Raw genomic sequence first — 18,985 nt, 5'->3', positions numbered from 1 at the left:
TAGTACCTTTAAGTTTGTTACAAAAATCACCTCACACACTTCATCGTAAAAATGAATGTTCGTATTTAAGTCTGAAAGCACTAGTTTCTTAGGGCTTAAATAAAAGCACTTATTTTTCTTGTGAACTTTCTTTTAAAACAAAGTATTGAGTTGGAAAATAATGATGCGAACTTAGGTCTGTTGACACTAGTACATTCAAACCCCGTTAAGTATGCACCTATTTATTATTGATAATCTTATTTTAAAACAATATATTGCATCAAAAATTAATTATATGAACTTAATTTTCTCACACTACGCACTAGTGATTTGAGCATAATCCCATATGAATTTTTCAATAAAAGTCAGAACTTAGCATATCAACCACCTTCACAAATCACTGTATTTACATGTTGGAAACCTTAATTTATTAATAGCAAATAGTTAAATATTTGAGTTTGTCATTTATAAGTCACACTATAATGTATGTGTACCAATTCTGCATGTAAAAGTCAAAAAACAAAAACAAAAACAAAAAACAAAAAACAAAAAACAAAAAACAAAAAACAAAAAACATCTTAAATAAATATTTTTTCTCCGCACATTAGTGTGAATACAGACTAATACACTGTTATGTGTAAAAAAGATGAAAGTAATTATCAGGGGAAATTTTAGCTAAAGGTATTAAAACAATTATTGAGTTGAATAAGAAATAAGTGAAAGTTTTAAGTCCAATAAACAAGAGTAAGTTACTCAGATTAATCAAAATATCTATATTTTCTAAGGTGGTAGGAGTCACAAATAAAGTTGCGGATTTTCTGTTAGCTTTTATTAATATATTCAATACGAAAGTATCAATTATGAGTGGTTTAATCAGAATTACGATTCGTTTTATATATCAAAAAAATTGTGATTTAAGAGTAATTTAGGGCTAAAAAAACTGTATAAATACACTAAAGACTGGGAAAATGAATATTCATTTTCCCAGTCTTTTTACTGAAATTGACATTATCCGACCTAATCAAGCATCTTTATTATCCCATCAAAATTTGGGCTTAAAGAGCTTGAATTATTGAACACCAAATGTGTTGGTTGATACTATTATACGCTTTTTAAGCGTTTTTTTACGCATGCAAATCACCCTATCCTATTGTTTATTAAATAAATATTCAACAATGCTTTATTTTAGGCCAGATATGTAAATATTCAATCTGATCTCTAAATCCCGTTAATGGGTATACTGTAATTTTTTAAATTCGGGCTTAAGATAATTCATGTGCTTCAAGACATATTTGAAATCATTATAATGCCCGCTATTTGACTATCTTCAGAGCAAGTCATCGTCTATTTTTTTGATGTCTTTAGTTTACTTAGCGATATAGCCTGCTTTAATTAATTTATTGTCAAACATCTCATTTCTGCCCTATTTAGTCTTTTATGGCTGCATGCACCACAGGTCGTATTTTTGATCGGAACCGCTTTTGCCGTCTGCTGGCGCGCAATATTTCTCTTTCACCCTCACAAGGTAATGAAGCCAATTGGCATTGGATGACAAAAAACAGGCATATAGTATTAAATAACAAGCGCGACCAATTAACACACAGCATAAATATTGACCAAAAAAAGCAGAATTATTGATGGTGAAAAATGACAGCGAATAATTCCTGATGTAAATGATACAAATTTTAATTATCTCGTGCTCATTAATACTTTTATTAATGATATTACGGGGTATAGTTCAGTTCATTCGAATGCTTTATCTTAGCTGCCAGTATTCGAATACTATAATAATAATGGAGAGCGTAATGGGTAAAGGTAAATATTTAAAATGGGAAGATTCTGAGGGTAACGTTTTTAGACCTGTTTCCCTTACTGGAAACGAATTACTCAACAATAGGACGCTCAATAAGAGTACGGCATTTACTTATCAAGAGCGTGAAGATTTTGATCTTAATGGTCTTTTACCACCACGCGTACAAACCTTTGAAGATCAACTGAAACGGGTTTACCAGGGATTTAGCGCTTCCTCTACGGATATTGAAAAATACCAATATTTACGTGCCTTGCAGGATAGGAATGAAACATTATTTTATGCCCTTATCTCACGTAATATTGAAGAGATGACGCCTATTATCTATACCCCGACGGTAGGTAAAGCCTGTCAAGAATTTAGCCATAGGTTTCAAATAGCCAGAGGACTTTATTTAACAACGGATAATATTCATGATGTCGGCAGCATGGCACGAGAATTTACAGGTAAAGATATCCAAATTATCGTTGTAACAGATAGCCAGGGCATTCTTGGCATTGGCGATCAAGGTGTTGGAGGAATGGGCATACCAATTGGTAAATTATCACTTTATACCTTAGGTGCCGGTATTCACCCGGATCATTGCATGCCAATCGCATTAGACATAGGGACAGATAATCAGGATTTACTTGCTGATCCTATGTATTTAGGGATTCCCAAAAAACGTTTAACAGGTGAACCTTATAAAGCGTTTATTAAAACCTTTGTTGAACAGGTGAAATTACATTTTCCAAAAGCCGTTTTGCAATGGGAAGATTTCAGTAAATCTAACGCCTTTGATAATTTATCTGATTACGAAGATGAGTTGCCATCATTTAATGATGACGTACAAGGCACGGGTGCTGTTGTATTAGCCGGGATAATTGGCTCCACAAAAATGAAAGGTGAAACATTAATAGATCAGACTTATGCTGTTTACGGCGCAGGAGCAGGTGGTGTTGGTGTTGCCGATCAAATTTTTGCGGGTTTACTTAAAGAAGGTCTGTCCCACCAAGAGGCGCGCGATAGAATATTTATCCTTGATTCCCGCGGTGTGGTGTTTGCAGATAGAGAAGGTTTAGATGAATACAAAAAACGTTTTGCTAAACCTGTTGAGTTAGCAAAAGATTGGCAACTGGCAGATAGCAATAAGGTCAATCTTACTGAGTTACTCGATAATGTTCCCGTTACCGTTTTATTAGGCTGCAGTGGTGTAGGTGGTGCATTTAAAGAGCATCATATTAAGAAAATGTTAGATCATACAGCACGACCTATGATCTTCCCGCTTTCTAACCCAACCAGTTGTTGTGAAGCGGTGCCGGAAGATATTTATAAGTGGTCCGATGGCCAAGCTATTGTTGCAACGGGCAGTCCTTTTGCTGATCTGCATTTTAAGGACAATATCTATCGCATCGGACAGGGAAATAACATCTTTATTTTCCCCGGTGTCGGGCTCGCAGCGATCACTGCTGAAGTGAAAAAAATCACCAAGGATATGTTTACTACTGCCTCTTTTGCATTAGCCGATTATGTGTCACAAGAAGATCTTGATGCAGGTTGCGTATTTCCAAAAATTAGTGAGCTGAGAGATGTTTCTCTCCATGTTGCTAAGGCAATACTTGAGCAAATTCAGCAAACGGATCCTGAGTGTCATCTGCGTGATAAAGATATCACTAAAGAGCTTGCATTACGGATGTGGGAACCGGCGTACTTGCCCTACCGCAGAGCTTAAAACCACCAGCCCTGTTAAATAACAGGGCTTTTTTTTAACCGGTAAACGATTATCTCTTCAAAACTCAACTTCCTGAACCATCAAAAGAGGATTCACAACCCGCAATTTATCGCTTACTTAAGTAAAACCTCATTATCAAAAACCAAAATAGGGATCTTATTTTAGTTTTCCCCAAGGATTGCTGGGATCATATAAAGGCTCAGGTTTATTTGCTTTATGGTTACTGTTACGCTCAGTTCCGTGTTCACGCTTATGAGACACTTTATCTTTAGCATGCTGCTCGGTTTTAGCCTTAAAGTTAGATGCAGCCTTAGCCTGGGAAAGTTCTATTGATTCTACCGTCAAGATCATCGGATCACGTTCTACAAGACCCGGTGCGAAACCGCGCTCACGAGGCGCTAACTCATACTCTTGCGGATCAGGTTTAGGCATACGTTTAAAACGGTATAAATAAAAATCTTCTAATTTTACTCTTGCCCACTCAGTCTTTCTCAGAAATTTGAGACTACCGTCAATGGACGGGTTAGTTTTAAAACAATGAAAACGTAAAGCGGTAGACAGTATCTCCCAACCGTAAAATTCAACTAATTCTGTCAGCAGCACTTCTAATTTAAGGCCGTGTAACGGGTTATTCTGTTGTTCTTTGATCATGGGTGTTCCTAATAACGATATAAAGACTGTATTTTAATAATGTTATTATACGTCTTAGTGGCTCACAATCACTAACAAAAAACAAATGCATAGAAAAGTAACCTAGAATACAGTTAAGCATAAAAAGAGTATATAAATCAGTGTAAAAATAGCGCGCTAGCTTATGATACTATAATCCACACTGTGTTTGATTTTATGCTTGGCTTTTTACTTCACTTTCCCATTGACCGATGACGATGACGATCAGTTTATTTTGAAGTGGGCTCAGGTCATCCCCAAGGGAGAAATATGCAATATCCAATATTATATTCTTTACATCGCTGTCCTTATGCCATGCGCGCAAGAACGGCTATTATACTCGCACAACAAACTGTTTTATTACGTGATATTGTGATGACGAATAAACCTGTTGAGATGTTAAGCGCCTCGGTAAAAGCAACTGTGCCGGTATTAATATTTGATGATCAATCTGTTATTGATGAAAGCTTGGATATTATGACTTGGGCATTAGGTAAAAATGATCCTGATAACTTATTATACAGCGACCAGCCTGAGGCTTTATCAGAGATGCTTTACTTGATAAGCAGAAACGATAATGAGTTTGTAAATAACCTGAAAAAATATAAAGTGACAGCCCGCTACCATGATATTGATGAAAAATTCTACCGCCAAAAATGTGAATTATTTATTGCAGAACTGGAACAACGCTTAACTGAGCATGCTTATATTATGGGCGAAAAACCAAGCTTAGCTGATATTGCTATTCTCCCCTTTATTCGCCAATTTTCTCGAACGAATCGCCAGTGGTACTTACAAGCGCCCTATCCAAACCTGCGACGGTGGCTGAAAACCCATATCCAAAGCTCACTCTTCAGCAAAATAATGACAAAATACCCTCAGTGGTTAGATCACCCTGAGGACATGTTATTTCCTGCAAAATAACAACTGGGTATAAATTTTCAAGTAGAAAAATCCAGATATAGCCAGCCATAGCCGATTATCTCCGGCTAAAAAGTACACTCAACTATTCACTATAAAATACGATCAACTATGCCCTATAAAGTAAAAAAGACAGTCTGTTTTGGCGATAAAGGGGTTGGTTGTCATCATAAAGACTTTAATGGAATGACGGGAAAATAGTTTGCCTTCTCGCGTCTCAAAAAACTCATCAAGACGCTCATTTCCCAAATGATCGATGGCTGTCAATTGCGCGAAACCATTCGGACTCAAATAACCGATAAACTCATCGGTGGTCAGCATGCCATAATTAAATTTATAGGCTTGCTCCGGCAAGGTTATCACGGCAGCATCATAAGGCTCATTAGCATAGGCCACTTCACCCTGGTTTTTGGTTTCTAATCGAATCGGATTGTGAAAAATATTTATTGGGTATTGAGCATTAATATCAGCCATTACCCGTTCGGCAGACAAATAACGGTGTAATCCTTCATGAGCAATGATCTGTGAGGATCTATCCTGTGCGCCACCACATTCGATGGTCACAGTGATCATGTTTTCTTCACTTTGTTCCATTAAAGCACCTAATCGTAAATCAGTTACAATCAGATCATTGCTAAATAACGAGGTGATGGCAATGTGGTTTGCATCTTCGGTAATGGCAACACCAAATGACGGGCCGGATCCCGAGGTATTATGAATATCAACCAGGCATTCTGGCTTAACATCTTTTAATAAGTCTAAAATGGCTTTCGCTATTTGTCCCTGCTGATCATAATAAGGTGCCTTAAAGCAGCGATTTAAATCACGTTTACCGGCCTGCATCCGCTGAGAAAAAAAGGGTTTGGAGGAAGCAGCTTGTACTGATCCAATAATAAATAAGGTATCGAACCTCGGCGTTGTTTTAGCTTTCAAATAATCGAAAACAGCTTGTGTCCCCGACGGTTCATTACCATGCAGTAAGGTGCATACCGCACGCGTTTTACTTGAGTCTTGACCGGTCAGAAAAATGGCCGTGGCTTTTTGCAAATAATGTAAAAAACTCTCAACCGATACGCCAAAATCATCCGGGTTCGGGTTCTCCAAATAATTTAAATATAAAGTCTGCGATAATAAGTTACTCAAATTTTTTGACTCCATTCATGGACTGCTTTACCCGTTTGGTATTGTTTATAATAAAGCTCAACTAATTGTGCTAAGGCTGTTTGTCTATCTTCGCTTTGGATTAGTTTATCGAACACATTAATTTGCCATTGTGCCCCATTCATTCGACTTTCCATTCCGGCGTGAATAATCTCCATTTGCTGTCTTATCTCAGTTTCCTCTATTCCCAATTGAGATAGGCCATCTTGTGCAAAAGGAAGAAGATCCTTGAGTATGCTGATTACCGGGCGTTGCTGCAGCTTTCCAGTTCTCAAATTTGGCCAAAATAAACAAGCGTTTAAACCGTATTTTGCTGCGCGATAAAAATTTTTTTCGGCATAATGAAAAGGAAACTCTGGCAATATTTTTATTACATGCTCTTGTAAACCACGCATCAAACCACTTATCAGCGCAGCACTTGCAAGCATATTTGTGGGGCTAGGTCCGGCAGGAAGTGCACGTAACTCAATGCGTAAATGGCCATTATCAAATGGATCATAGATAGGACGATTCCAATTCCAAATACTGCCCACGTGTAATCTTAATTCGCTCAATGCTGGCGCTTCGCCCGCCCTTAGCTGTGCAAAGGGATTTTCTTGAGAACAAACTGGAAAAATAGGATCAAACAGGCAAACAGCTTCCGCAAACAGCGCGTAAACATCTTTACGAACCCATCCAAGACCATAAAATACACGCGCAGGAAAATGCTTATTTACAGCGTATTGAGTACGATAATCCGTTGCCTGTTTAAACAATGCAATGCGCGTTTCCTGCCAAAGTTTTCGGCCTAAAAAAAAGGGGGAATTAGCCGAGAGAGCAAGCACTAAAGGAATGGTTAGCTGGGCTACGTTATAGGCAGCTGCGAAATCATCAGGATTAACACGGTAGTGGAACTGAAAAGAGGTTGCCGCACCTTCTGGCGAGATATCCGGCCAATGAAGATCTAAAACATCTTCACCGTGAATATGCAGATGAAAATCTGAACCACGTTTAGATCTCAAGGTTTTCGCCAGAATATGGTAGCGAGGTAACCCTGTTAATGCTTTAAGACCGAGATCCTTAGCTTGCAGGGTGGGTAAAATACCGATCGGCAATATTCGGGCCTGCCTGTTTTTTGCAGAATCTGTCAGGCAGGAAAGCAGATCAGTCATCTGTTTCTTTATTTTTGTGAAGGGGGCTTTATCCTGCATCACTGGCATAAAATTATATTCAAGATTAAAACGGTTCAGCTCCCATGTTAGCTGTTTATCATTCATCAAACCAAGTAGTACTGCATTGTTCGGTTTTGCGGCACCTTGCTCATTGATAATATAAAGTTCTAACTCGGCACCAAAAGAAGGAGCACCTCGCCCAAATTCCGGTTGTGCTAAGAGCATTTTCAATGCCTTTAGGCTTTCATTCAAGCGTTTTCGGTATTGTTCAAAGTCCCGCGCTGTAAACTGGGTTTGCTGTATATATTTTCCCAAATGAGAATCCTCAGGATGCCATAGGTGAGAATGCAATAGTTGTGGATACTATGCTGACCTTACATTAATAATAGTCTTTTTCAGATTGGATGCATGTCATCATGATTAGATCTGCAGGATAAAATTTTATTTCTAGAACAAGCATTAAACCCAATTAATTTTGTGCAAAAAAATAATGGAATAATAGAATAATAGAATAATAGAATAATAGAATAATAGAATAATGAAAATATTGACGTGGTCTTTATCTATAACGAGACATTTTTCGCAAAAAAAACGGAAAAAATAAGCGCAGAATTACAACAGTTATCACAGGGAATCAAGTGTTACGGGCTAATCTGTGCTGGTCAACAAATTAACCCTGAAATTGAAGCGATACGAACTTTTAATACACAACTTTTTTGCTCAAAAATATTAAGTCACACAGCAAGCATATCCTTTAGCGGCAACGACTCAATTATGTACGAATACCGCCTGTGGTTAGCGCAATAGGATCCAAAATTTTAATTAATTGCTCATGACTGAGATCCGTTTCCTCTTCTGCCACGTCAATAATATTTCGGCCACTATGATAAGCCTTTTTGGCAATTTCAGCGGCTTTTGCATAACCAATAATAGGGTTAAGGGCGGTCACTAATATAGGATTGCGGGCCAACGACTGTTGCAGCTTATCAGTTTTGATAATAAAATCTGCGATCGCTTTATCAGCCAACAAGCTCGCTGAATTCGCCAGTATTTCTACACTTTCCAAAAGATTATAGGCAATCACAGGCAACATGACGTTAAGCTCAAAATTACCCGATTGTCCCGCAATAGTTATCGTTGCATCATTGCCTATCACCTGTGCAGATACCATCGCGACCGCTTCAGGTATAACCGGATTTACCTTACCCGGCATAATAGATGACCCCGGCTGCAATGCTTCAAGTTCAATTTCCCCGATGCCGCTTAACGGGCCCGAGTTCATCCAGCGTAAATCATTGGCTATCTTCATTAAACTCACCGCAACCACTTTTAATTGCCCGGACAATGCCACAGCCACATCTTGACCGGCTAAACTTGCAAAAAAATTATCACTCGGCTCAAATTCAAGCCCAGTATCTTTCGTTAACGCAGCGCAAAAAGTTTGCGCAAAGTCCGAATGAGTATTTATGCCGGTTCCCACTGCAGTGCCGCCCAGGGCTAAACGATGTAAGCGATTGCGCACCGATTCCAGTCCTTCTATGCCTTGCTCAATTTGCCCCGCCCAACCGGACAGTTCCTGACCCATACTAATCGGCATAGCATCCATCAGATGAGTACGCCCGGTTTTAATATGTTCACTTACACTAACGGCTTTGTTTGATATGGTTTTATGCAAGTGCTTTAAGGCAGGTAAAAGGTGATTACTGAGAGCAATAGCGGCACTAATATGGATAGTACTTGGAATAACATCGTTGCTGCTCTGTCCCATATTAACGTGATCATTGGCATCGACGGTGTTGCCCGCAAGCATCGCGATCACCTCATTCATATTCATATTGGTACTGGTACCCGAGCCCGTTTGAAATACATCAACAGGAAACTGATCCAGATGTTTGCCTGAGGCAATCAAGTTTGCGCTGTGGATAATACCCTCGGCTCTCTTCTGGTCGAGCAAACCTAATTCTAAATTAGCCTGTGCAGCTGATTTTTTGAGTAAAGCCAATGCCTGAATAAAGCGTTTGGGGAGGGTTAGTCCACTGATCGGGAAGTTGTTTATTGCTCGTTGGGTTTGTGGTCCGTAAATAGCGTCCACAGGAACATCAATATCCCCCAGACTGTCGCTTTCGATTCTAAAATTCTTCATAGTGCCCTCCCTTACTTGAATATAAAACGTTATTAAAAAGTGCTTTGTTTATTAAACCATCACTCCACAGGATGTTTTTTATTTTATTGAAAGAATGCATCGACACAGCGCTAATAAAATAAATTAATGATGGCGAGCATTAATTCTGAATAAAAATAAGCCAGTATCACCAATCTTGTTTATACTTTCTAGCATACTGGTCTATTCTTTTACAAATCAATGAATAAGGCGTCAGTAGATCACTCAGAAACAATGATCTGTTTTATTTTTGGTATTACTTTAAAACATAGCTTTAGAAGCATAAGCTAAAGCTATATTCTTCTAAAGCTATGTTTTAATTAATTTTAGACCTGATAAAACTTAAAGTGTGATGCGTAACGTTACAAAAATAAATTATAGTGCTATACAAGTAATAACTGAATACAACCTGCTGTCCCTAGGAGAAGAGTATGCCGTTAAGTCCAACTAATAAAGACCACAACCATGAATATGCACGCACCATAGAAAGCAATAAAGTTGAAATTTTTGCCCCTCTGCATTGGCTATCACTGGGTGCAAAAGATTTTATAGCCGCCCCGTTAATTAGTCTTGTTTATGGCCTAATTTTCAGTTTAATACCTGTTGCTATTATGTACCTTTACAGTGAAACAGATAACCACCTTATCAATATAAGCATGACCATTACCTTTACCTTGATTGCTCCCGTCTTTGCCGCAGCGCTGTATGATGTCTCCTGGGAGTTAGAAAAAGGTCATAAGCCCTCTTTTTCTCATAGTATTAAGTCGATGTTTCGCAATCCCGTTGGCGCATGGGCATTTGCCGTCATTATACTGCTTATCATGACAGCCTGGCTACGCGTTGCATCGCTAGTTTTTGCGCTTTATCCTGATTCACTTAATCCAACATTTGAAGAACTATTGGCTTTTTTAAGTTTGGGTACTATATTAGGCGCATTAATCTTAGCAGCTGTTATGGTGCTTTCTGCCTTTACGCCACAAATATTGCTGGAACGTAAAGTTGATATTATGACCGCAATTTTCACATCAACCAGAGCAGTAATAAATAACTTTTATGCTATGCTAGTATGGGGATTAATCCTGATTATTTTTGTATTCCTGGGATTTTTAACCTCTGCGGTAGGTTTTATCGTGATTATGCCTGTCCTTGCTTTTGCCAGCTGGCATGCCTATATTGCGGTTATCAGAACAAAAAAGAAACGCATCTATGAATGACACTGTTAACTTCCTCTCCCGCTAAATCAATAAGCGAATGTTGAAGGAGCATCATTCACTCGATTCTCCCTCAACACGCTTTCAGCGAATAATAACGCTGTTAAGCAGCTCCTCTAGCCAACCCAATCGTTCCAGAGGCTCCCCCCCTTTTCCCAACAGCTGTAATATTTCAGAGATAATCACCTGTGGCACATTGCCGGCAGATACCTTTCATTTATGAATTCGCAGTCCTCAGTGCTTGTCTGAGCCTGTATTGAAAATTTTTTCACCGCTAACTTTTCAACATAAAAATTTTATTTTCGTTAATAAATTTACGGGCTGCCTTGTGAATAGCATTCATACCAAACGCATTAATTAAGTGAGCAGATTTGCCCACTCCCTTTGGCTGAGTGTTTTTACCTCTTCTACCTGATGCCTAACATTATTCCATCCTCGACTAACCTAATTAACTCTATGTACATAATCTTTAAATACTAAATTGGCTAAATTATCGCATTTAATTGCCTGACTTGTGCAATATATTGGCGATAGAACAGCCCGTAGGGAGCGCCCCAATCTCCGCCGCTTGCGGTGCGCGAAGCGCACCCTACCGATAACATAGACCCGTTCCATTAATTAATTTGTCATGTTGATTCAATCTATTGAACAACGTTTTTATCCCAAATGCATTAATAAAGTGATCATAAACTTAATGCTTTTGGTATCATTCTAGAATCTGTTTTTTGAATAAAGTCCAACGAATAATGCCCTTACTGAATACATTGTAAGTTATTATTACGCACTGAAAGTGACTTGAAATAAGTTATCCTGTTATCGTTTTTTACGAATTTTTGCGGGGGTGGTATAACCTGCAGGCGGTAGTCGCCAACGCCTTTCTCCAGCGCCCGTTGAGCACTGACCGGTGTCACTATCACTACCTTTAAATCAGCATCTCTGCGCAGAATGCCAGCCGCAATCCCCAGGCCATTTTCAACATGGAAGTTACCGGCAATGTGCATAACCTGCTTGTCAGGGTGTACATCTAAATAGCGTACGATACTTTCTGCCATTGTCTCATCCCAGGCCATTTGCGCTGCAAATTGTTGGTTATTTTGTATTTCATCACCATGATGCATGGAGGCCAGAAAGTGATTTTTATATGCACTGTCTTTTGTGGAAATACGCTCGGCTAGCCAGGATCGCTGTTTTTCGGGTAATCTATTAATATACTCGATCCCCTCTCTACCGATACAACTGACAATATTATTAGGTGCATTGCCGGCAATAAGATCAAGTTTATTAAATTTTGCGAATTCAACTAAAGGACGATAATCACTTTCGTAGTTCGGCCATGTGTTAGCTTGCTTTATCAATGTTGTTTCACCTATTTCACCCGCCAGGTATTGATTCACAATTTCTTGGCTGTCGCGCGAAAATTGCTCCATAGAGAGTGTTACATTTGGATTCTGCACAAACAGAGCCCGCAACAGATCCGTTTCAAAACGATGAATACCACTGTGAGTATGCCACTCGCCAATCAGCACCACGTTGGCATTTTTGATCTCACGCGACAAATCCTGAAGGGTGATGGCCTTATTGTTTGCTGAGACTATCCGATAGTCAAAATAGGTAGTGACTGCTGTCGGCCGCGAGGAAACTGAAGATTTTTGTGCCATAAAAGAAGCGCAGCCGGATAACATTATGAATAGGCCTAAATTAATACTGCATCTTATATAATGGGTGAATAACTTGTTAAAATAAAAAATAAGTGCTCTCCTGATAACTGTCCGGCGAGTTAGTGCTGGAATTTTTAAAATTCTAAAACCGTCATTTGATCAATAAAGAGCCTATTGAATAATGGCAGTCATTACCTGCCTGTTCATCAAAAATGCAGGGCTGATCGCTATCTTATACCAAACGCTCTTATTTAATGGACTTAAAAGTAAAAAGAGCTTTTATTTGTCTTTTGGAGGAAAATCACTCAGCATTAATTCAATTTGAGCAGTAATAAATTCCGCACGTTTAACCGTTCCCATTGTCTCAAGCAACCGACTTTGAGAAACAGAACGCCATACAATTGAGTGGCTGGTTGGATTCAAGAATTCGATAAATAACTTACCGTAATAACGTTCTCGGTAAAGAATGGGACTGCTCATGCCGATACTACCTCCACCGCTGAAAATTCCAACGCCTATCTGACTACCATATGATTCAAGTTCAGTTGCACTTTCTATATAATAATTCACCAATAAATCAGCTTGCTCTTTGGTTGTTTGACTGATTCCTTTTTGGCTTAGTGATCTAATGAGGGCATGCTCTATTCTCGAACTGTCTATACTAACGACCCCATCTTTGGGGGTGGCAACAAATGCAAAATGTTGATACCGCGAAAAATCATGACCTATTACGTAATCAGTGGCTGGTTTTACGCTGCAAGCTAACACAGATAAACTGAGCAAAACGAATATAATAATACGTGGCATAAAGACTCCAACAGTAAATTTGAAAATATTGCTTAACAGCAACCTGCTAAGGACTATCTTAATCAATGGGTTGGTAGCAATAGAAACCAAGGCGTTAAATCGTATTGGAAATAGCCCTCAGTTCGATACAAATGAGTATATTCGACTATTTTATTTTGTCTATTTTCAGACACTGCAACCAACAAAAACATGGCTGACTAAGCAGCATGTCTGGCTAAACAGGTTAAAATATTTATACCGAACAGGGATAATTTGAAAACCGGCTTTGCAGTTAGTCAGCCTGCGTTGCGCTGCCCGGACTGTTATCTCTATTTTCTTCAACTTCTCTATGATCAACAACCTCAAGCCGTTCTCGTTTCTTTTTTATACTCTTGATTAGCTGCGGTCTGTTTGTATCCGAAGTGTTTTTTAGGTTAATTTCTAAATCTTTTATGCCGTCCATTAACGCGTTTTTTTCATCTTCTATCTGTGCTGCCTGCTCTGCTTTATCAAAAACTATCCCTTCCGCATCGACAATCTTTTTGTCTGCTGCCGCGTGTATAAAGGTTGGAATAATTTTATTACCATCATCTATTTTACGTTGATTCATAAAAGCAGGAGACATGATTTCTATCCCTTCACTGTGTAAGGTTTCCAGAATACTTCGGAATAGATTTGAACGAGCGGTAAGCAGTCCTTTGACCTCATTCAGTAACCCTGAAATTCGGTAAGTGATGGAAAAATTGCCAAGTTCAAGAATATAAACAAAGGGGCTATCAAGTCCACTTTTCTCTGCCGCTTTAATCAGTAAAGGTTCAATCTGTAAATGGTGCAGATCGTATCCTAATGACAAGGTTGCAGACACAATAGTGCCTGACTTACGAATGGTAGAGACGGGGTTGTTAACAAGATATGTATTAGGTAAAGCGACAAATTCCCGGTTTTCCGATTGAATTTCCGTGTCGAATAAACCGCGCTCTACCACGCGACCAAAAAAATCACCGACGCGTATAAAATCACCGGTTTGAAAAGGTTTTGTTATTCGCAGCAAAACGCCGGACATTAAATTTGAGATAACATTGGTTGATGAAAACGCAATAATTCCCGACAGGAGAATGCCAATTAACCCCATTATCTGATTACGAGAACTTTCATTTATAGGTAGGGCAATAACAACGGCCAACACCGAGATAATAGTCAGAGCCAAGATTAAAATCTGGATGGGAAATTTTCGTTCATTACCCAGTTCGGGATGCCGCGCAAGAAAAAACCAATGGCATCCCACTATGCTCAGCACCGCGAAAACAAAAATGCTCAAGGAAGGTAAGGACGCAAAAAAAACATCGACAACTTGTTCAGACAACTGCATATATTTCCTCAATTTATGGCCTGTTCTTTAAAAGAAAAAGCACCCTGTTTTGGTCTAAATGTAGGTAAATTGTAGTTGATAAATGCAGCATTAACACCGCCATTTTATCAACAGAAAAAGGACCATCAGAAAAACAGTTTTTTAGCTTATTTATTGTAAAGCCCTATTCAGATTAAAATATTATTTTCCAGAACACAGTCGCATTTTGGTTTACGCCTATAATATAATAACGGCGAAATACGCTGCAGTGCAGATAATCTAAGCGATTTCCCGCACTGTTGATTAGCTTTTATAGATAGTCAGTCCTTTTAATTAGAGCTTGGTTACAAGATATTACAGATAAGCTTAATTCAGTGTATTTTTTTATCTGGTCGCCTCTTTTCACACGTTCACTATAGAAAAAATTTAAAAAAATATTGCACTATGCTTTTATAAGTCCACAAACAGCAGTGGTGATGACGTCCCGAGAAAACAATATTCATGTTTTCAGACTGTAAGGAAAGAATTGATGCACACCCCCCCTACTAACTCGTCTAAGACTACTCAACACAAGCTAGGCACCTTTGCCGGTGTCTTTACGCCAAGTATTTTAACGATACTCGGACTGATTCTCTTTCTGCGGCTCGGTTATTTAGTCGGTACGGGGGGCTTGCAGCAGACGCTGCTGATTATTTTTATTGCCTACACTATCTCCATACTGACCAGCATTTCTCTGTCGGCCATCGCCACCAATTTAAAAGTCCGAGGCGGCGGCGACTATTATCTGATATCCAGAACACTTGGGCTTGAATTTGGCGGCGCCCTAGGGCTAGTGCTGTTTATGGCGCAGTCAGTTTCGATCGGTTTTTACTGCATCGGCTTTGGCGAGGTAGTTGCCGGACTGTTCGCAATGAACGATGGTATAGCGCAGATCATTGCGCTTGTAGCGATTGCCGGATTGTTCTTTTTAGCTTGGCAAGGAGCGGATTGGTCTACCCGTTTTCAGTATGTTGTCATGGCAGTTATCTGTCTGGCACTGATCTCTTTTTTTATGGGTGCTTTATTACATTGGGACTTCGCACTGCTGCGGGGTAACTGGCAATCGGCACCGCAGGCGCCGTCTTTCTGGGTACTGTTCGCAGTATTTTTCCCTGCGGTGACCGGCTTCACTCAGGGTGTAAGCATGTCGGGGGATCTGAGCGATCCAGGTAGCAGTTTACCCAAGGGAACTTTTATGGCGGTAGGCATCTCACTGATAGTCTATTTAACCGCTGCACTCTTTTTTGCCGGCAGCCTACCCCAGCAATTATTGGCCAGTGATTACTCAGCCATGAACCGAATTGCCTGGCTACCTGTATTAATTATTGCCGGGGTCTTTGCCGCCACCCTTTCTTCCGCGATGGCTTCTTTTCTCGGTGCACCACGTATTCTACAATCCTTAGCATCCGATAAGGTTTTTCCGCTGTTAACGCCTTTTGCCACAGGCGTTGGCTCGTCCAACAATCCGCAACGGGGCGTGCTACTGGCCGGTGCTATCGCGATATTCACAATCGGTCTGGGTGATCTCAATCTGATCGCCAGTGTCGTTGCAATGTTCTTTCTAATTTCCTATGGACTGCTCAATTACGCCACCTACTTTGAAGCCAGTTCTGCCAGTCCCTCATTCCGTCCGCGTTTCAAATGGTTTCATAAATATGCAAGTCTGGCCGGAGCGGGCGTTTGTTTACTAGCTATGTTAGCCATTAACTGGGAATCGGCAGCGCTTGCGGTGACCTTGATCTTCGCCATTTATCAGTATCTGCAGCGCACCGCCAAGCAAAGCCGCTGGGCTGACGGGCGCCGCTCCTACCACTTGCAGCAGGTCCGGGAGCATCTTCTGCAGATTTCACTTGAGCTAGAACATCCGCGCGACTGGCGGCCACAAATCCTCGCTTTTTCCAGCAGTAGAACAAGGCGCGAACGACTACTGAAATTTTCTTCCTGGCTCGAAGCGGGCAGTGGCCTGACCACACTAGTGCACATTCTGGAAAAGAGTCCATTACAGAAAAAATCCGCCGAAAATGAGCTCTATGAGGATATTTCTGCCAGTGGCGTACAAGCTTTCCCGCTGGTGATCAATGCTCCGTCGCTTGAGATAGGCAGCTCATTATTACTGCAATCCTTCGGCATTGGCCCCTTAAAAGCCAACACTATCCTACTCAATTACCTGGATAGCTACACGCAACATTTTTTTACCCTGCAGCTGAAAAGCTTTGGCAAAAATCTGCATTCCGCACTGCGGCTTGGTTATAATCTCGTCGTTCTGGATGCCAAAGAGCCTGAATGGCAAAAGCTAGCACAGCAAGCACCTGATCAGCGCCGGATTGATATCTGGTATATATCAGGAAACAGTGGTTCGCTGATGTTGCTACTGGCGCATCTAATGACTCGCTCGGACTTTTGGCTAGAATCTGAGTTGCGCGTACTGAGCTCGGTTCACAGTGGTGATTATAAGGCCACACTAGCAGTCTTACAGCAAGAGCTGGAAGATATTAGAATCGATGCCGACGCGGTGATTGTGGAGGATTTTAGCAGCGCGACGATCCTAAAATATTCACAGGATGCAAGCTTGATATTCTTGCCTCTGACCCTTAAGGCGGATCAAATTGTCGACTGTTCCGGGCTATCTGTCGACAAGTTACTGCCGGTACTGCCGTTAGTTGCATTGGTTATCGCAGCACAAAAAATTGATCTTGATGCGGAGCCGGAGCAAGGTATTGCCGGAATACTGGCTAAGGCCGAGGATAAGCTGAACGCAGCACAGGCGCATGCAAAACAGACCGAAGAGGAGGTACAGACAATCAATCAGGCTATCGAAGATAATTTGTTAGAAATGCGTCAGCATGGTAGCGAAGAAGAACGAACCAAGCTCTATAATAAGTTAGGCAAGAGCCGCCAGCAACTCGATCAAGCAATTCGACGATCCACTAAAGCCGAAGCAAAAATGGAATCAAAAAAACGGCAACTAGAGCAGTTACACAAAAAATATCACATAAATGAGAGCGCCGAGCAAGAGAATGAAGACGGAGCCTAGGAGCCTGACCGAAAATATTACCCCCGATTATAATTAAAGATAACTGGACAGCTGATCTGGATTTTTGGCCATTTAAATCTCTCAGTTATACTCGATTCCGCAATTTTTAATTTTAAAGATGGCACGAAAATTTTCGGTTTATCATATCAATAAGATATCTTCATTGGTTCAAATTGTGGATAAAAAGGCTCTTTTTTTAAAAATCATGTCACTATTTGAATTTCAAGCAAGTAAAATTTCATGCTAAAGCCGTAACAAAAAAACTGCAGAATTGAGTTATAACCATTTTTTCCTTCTGAAATAGATCAATAGTATTATTGGCAAGATAATAAAAACAGCCCAAAGAGCCGGGTATGCCCATTTCCACTTTAACTCGGGCATATATTCAAAGTTCATTCCATAAATTCCCGCAAGAAAAGTTAACGGAATGAATATTGAAGCAAAAACCGTCAGGAATTTCATTGTTTCATTCATTTTATTGCTGATACTCGATATGTAAATATCTAATAAGCCAGTTAATATCTCTCGGTATGATTCTATTGATTCTGATACACGTATTGCATGATCAGAAACATCCCTTAAATATATATGCGTTTTTTCATCAATCAATGGCGATTCGCTGCGCAGCATTGCGGAGATTAATTCTCTCACTGGCGAGACATGTTTTCTAATGCTTATTATTTCTCTTTTAAGTTTTTGAATAGTATTAAGTGTATTGTTTACCGGGTCAGACGTTAATAATATATCTTCCAGCGAAGTAATGGCTTCATCCAATGAATCGATAAGAATAAAATTCTGGTCAACAATAGTATCTAGAATAGTGTAGGTAAGATAATCTGCCTGCAGGTTTCTTAATCGACCGCTGCTGGTGCGAATGCGCTGTATAATGGGATGAAAAAGCTCATCTTTTTTTTCTTTAAATGCGAAAACAAAATTCTTCAAAACTAACAGGCTTATCTGCTCATAGGTCACCGAGAATTGATCATTTTCAGGCAATAAACATTTAAGTACGATGAAAAGATGGTCATCATACTCCTCAAATTTAGGCCTTTGATGCGTATTTAAAATATCTTCGAGCACCAGCTGATGTATGTCAAACATGGTGCCGATCTGCTCTACAATATCAACATTTGTTAACCCTTCGATAATAACCCAGGTGACCGTATCACTATCCTTATATTTTAAAATTTCATCTAGTGATTGAATTTTATGCTCTTTAATATTTTCTGAGCAATAGTCAATTACAGTCATTTGCGTGACCGTTTCCCTGACATCACCAATATGAATCAGTGAACCGGGTGGTAAACCTGATTTTTCTGAGAGAGCAGTTAAAGATTCAATCATTT

12 protein-coding genes are annotated in these 18,985 nt (G+C 39.8%); 4 read left to right on the top strand and 8 right to left on the bottom strand.

Annotated features, from left to right (window positions below; genetic code table 11):
- Positions 1 to 1,784: 1,784 nt before the first annotated feature.
- Positions 1,785 to 3,500 carry an NAD-dependent malic enzyme gene (locus tag PING_RS09115; RefSeq protein ID WP_011770088.1) on the top strand — a complete coding sequence of 572 codons (1,716 nt, stop codon included), beginning with the start codon at positions 1,785 to 1,787 and terminating at the stop codon, positions 3,498 to 3,500.
- A 156-nt stretch (positions 3,501 to 3,656) separates the two neighbouring features.
- Here PING_RS09115 and PING_RS09110 read toward each other — a convergent pair whose 3' ends face one another.
- Complete coding sequence (locus PING_RS09110; RefSeq protein ID WP_011770087.1) at positions 3,657 to 4,151, bottom strand: VF530 family protein; 495 nt, start codon at positions 4,149 to 4,151, stop codon at positions 3,657 to 3,659.
- A gap of 288 nt (positions 4,152 to 4,439) precedes the next feature.
- Here PING_RS09110 and PING_RS09105 point away from each other — a divergent pair, with 288 nt between their 5' ends.
- Positions 4,440 to 5,093 carry a glutathione S-transferase gene (locus PING_RS09105; protein ID WP_011770086.1) on the top strand — a complete coding sequence of 218 codons (654 nt, stop codon included), beginning with the start codon at positions 4,440 to 4,442 and terminating at the stop codon, positions 5,091 to 5,093.
- A gap of 102 nt (positions 5,094 to 5,195) precedes the next feature.
- Here the strand turns inward: PING_RS09105 and PING_RS09100 are convergent, their stop codons facing one another.
- The 3 genes from PING_RS09100 to PING_RS09090 form a co-directional block, all read right to left on the bottom strand.
- Positions 5,196 to 6,233, bottom strand: coding sequence for a M14 family metallopeptidase (locus PING_RS09100; protein ID WP_011770085.1), 1,038 nt, complete (start codon positions 6,231 to 6,233; stop codon positions 5,196 to 5,198).
- Positions 6,230 to 7,627 carry a glutamate-cysteine ligase family protein gene (locus PING_RS09095; RefSeq protein WP_198134764.1) on the bottom strand — a complete coding sequence of 466 codons (1,398 nt, stop codon included), beginning with the start codon at positions 7,625 to 7,627 and terminating at the stop codon, positions 6,230 to 6,232. Before PING_RS09095 ends, PING_RS09100 begins: the two co-directional genes overlap by 4 nt.
- Before the next feature lie 547 nt (positions 7,628 to 8,174).
- Positions 8,175 to 9,545, bottom strand: a complete 1,371-nt coding sequence (locus PING_RS09090) for a class II fumarate hydratase (protein ID WP_011770082.1) — start codon at positions 9,543 to 9,545, stop codon at positions 8,175 to 8,177.
- Between the two features lie 449 nt (positions 9,546 to 9,994).
- Here PING_RS09090 and PING_RS09085 point away from each other — a divergent pair, with 449 nt between their 5' ends.
- The gene (locus PING_RS09085; RefSeq protein WP_011770081.1) at positions 9,995 to 10,777 is read left to right on the top strand and encodes a DUF2189 domain-containing protein; all 783 of its coding nucleotides are present in this window, start codon (positions 9,995 to 9,997) and stop codon (positions 10,775 to 10,777) included.
- A gap of 749 nt (positions 10,778 to 11,526) precedes the next feature.
- Here the strand turns inward: PING_RS09085 and PING_RS09080 are convergent.
- The 3 genes from PING_RS09080 to PING_RS09070 form a co-directional block, all read right to left on the bottom strand.
- On the bottom strand, positions 11,527 to 12,432 hold the full coding sequence (locus tag PING_RS09080) for a ChaN family lipoprotein (protein ID WP_198134763.1): 906 nt from the start codon (positions 12,430 to 12,432) through the stop codon (positions 11,527 to 11,529).
- A gap of 279 nt (positions 12,433 to 12,711) precedes the next feature.
- On the bottom strand, positions 12,712 to 13,239 hold the full coding sequence (locus tag PING_RS09075; protein ID WP_011770079.1) for a DUF4136 domain-containing protein: 528 nt from the start codon (positions 13,237 to 13,239) through the stop codon (positions 12,712 to 12,714).
- Between the two features lie 271 nt (positions 13,240 to 13,510).
- The gene (locus tag PING_RS09070; RefSeq protein ID WP_011770078.1) at positions 13,511 to 14,587 is read right to left on the bottom strand and encodes a mechanosensitive ion channel family protein; all 1,077 of its coding nucleotides are present in this window, start codon (positions 14,585 to 14,587) and stop codon (positions 13,511 to 13,513) included.
- 508 nt (positions 14,588 to 15,095) lie between these two features.
- Here PING_RS09070 and PING_RS09065 point away from each other — a divergent pair.
- Positions 15,096 to 17,639 (top strand): amino acid permease, encoded by a 2,544-nt coding sequence (locus tag PING_RS09065; protein ID WP_011770077.1) that lies wholly within the window; start codon positions 15,096 to 15,098, stop codon positions 17,637 to 17,639.
- Between the two features lie 276 nt (positions 17,640 to 17,915).
- Here the strand turns inward: PING_RS09065 and corA are convergent, their stop codons facing one another.
- Positions 17,916 to 18,983: a magnesium/cobalt transporter CorA gene (gene corA, locus PING_RS09060; protein ID WP_011770076.1), complete on the bottom strand. Its 1,068-nt coding sequence runs from the start codon at positions 18,981 to 18,983 to the stop codon at positions 17,916 to 17,918.
- Between the last annotated feature and the right edge of the window lie 2 nt (positions 18,984 to 18,985).

This window comes from Psychromonas ingrahamii 37, assembly GCF_000015285.1.
Taxonomy (GTDB): domain Bacteria; phylum Pseudomonadota; class Gammaproteobacteria; order Enterobacterales; family Psychromonadaceae; genus Psychromonas; species Psychromonas ingrahamii.
The sequence above is the reverse complement of the archived record's forward strand: the minus strand, read 5'-3'. Positions and strand labels throughout refer to the sequence as shown.

What these genes read in the sequence shown, in the direction of transcription:
- PING_RS09085 (WP_011770081.1), top strand. Translation starts at nt 9,995, where the DNA reads ATGCCGTTAAGTCCAACTAATAAAGACCACAACCATGAATATGCACGC.
- PING_RS09115 (WP_011770088.1), top strand. Translation starts at nt 1,785, where the DNA reads ATGGGTAAAGGTAAATATTTAAAATGGGAAGATTCTGAGGGTAACGTT.
- corA (WP_011770076.1), bottom strand. Translation starts at nt 18,983, where the DNA reads ATGATTGAATCTTTAACTGCTCTCTCAGAAAAATCAGGTTTACCACCC.
- PING_RS09065 (WP_011770077.1), top strand. Translation starts at nt 15,096, where the DNA reads ATGCACACCCCCCCTACTAACTCGTCTAAGACTACTCAACACAAGCTA.
- PING_RS09070 (WP_011770078.1), bottom strand. Translation starts at nt 14,587, where the DNA reads ATGCAGTTGTCTGAACAAGTTGTCGATGTTTTTTTTGCGTCCTTACCT.
- PING_RS09095 (WP_198134764.1), bottom strand. Translation starts at nt 7,627, where the DNA reads ATGCTCTTAGCACAACCGGAATTTGGGCGAGGTGCTCCTTCTTTTGGT.
- PING_RS09090 (WP_011770082.1), bottom strand. Translation starts at nt 9,545, where the DNA reads ATGAAGAATTTTAGAATCGAAAGCGACAGTCTGGGGGATATTGATGTT.
- PING_RS09075 (WP_011770079.1), bottom strand. Translation starts at nt 13,239, where the DNA reads ATGCCACGTATTATTATATTCGTTTTGCTCAGTTTATCTGTGTTAGCT.
- PING_RS09110 (WP_011770087.1), bottom strand. Translation starts at nt 4,151, where the DNA reads ATGATCAAAGAACAACAGAATAACCCGTTACACGGCCTTAAATTAGAA.
- PING_RS09080 (WP_198134763.1), bottom strand. Translation starts at nt 12,432, where the DNA reads ATGGCACAAAAATCTTCAGTTTCCTCGCGGCCGACAGCAGTCACTACC.
- PING_RS09105 (WP_011770086.1), top strand. Translation starts at nt 4,440, where the DNA reads ATGCAATATCCAATATTATATTCTTTACATCGCTGTCCTTATGCCATG.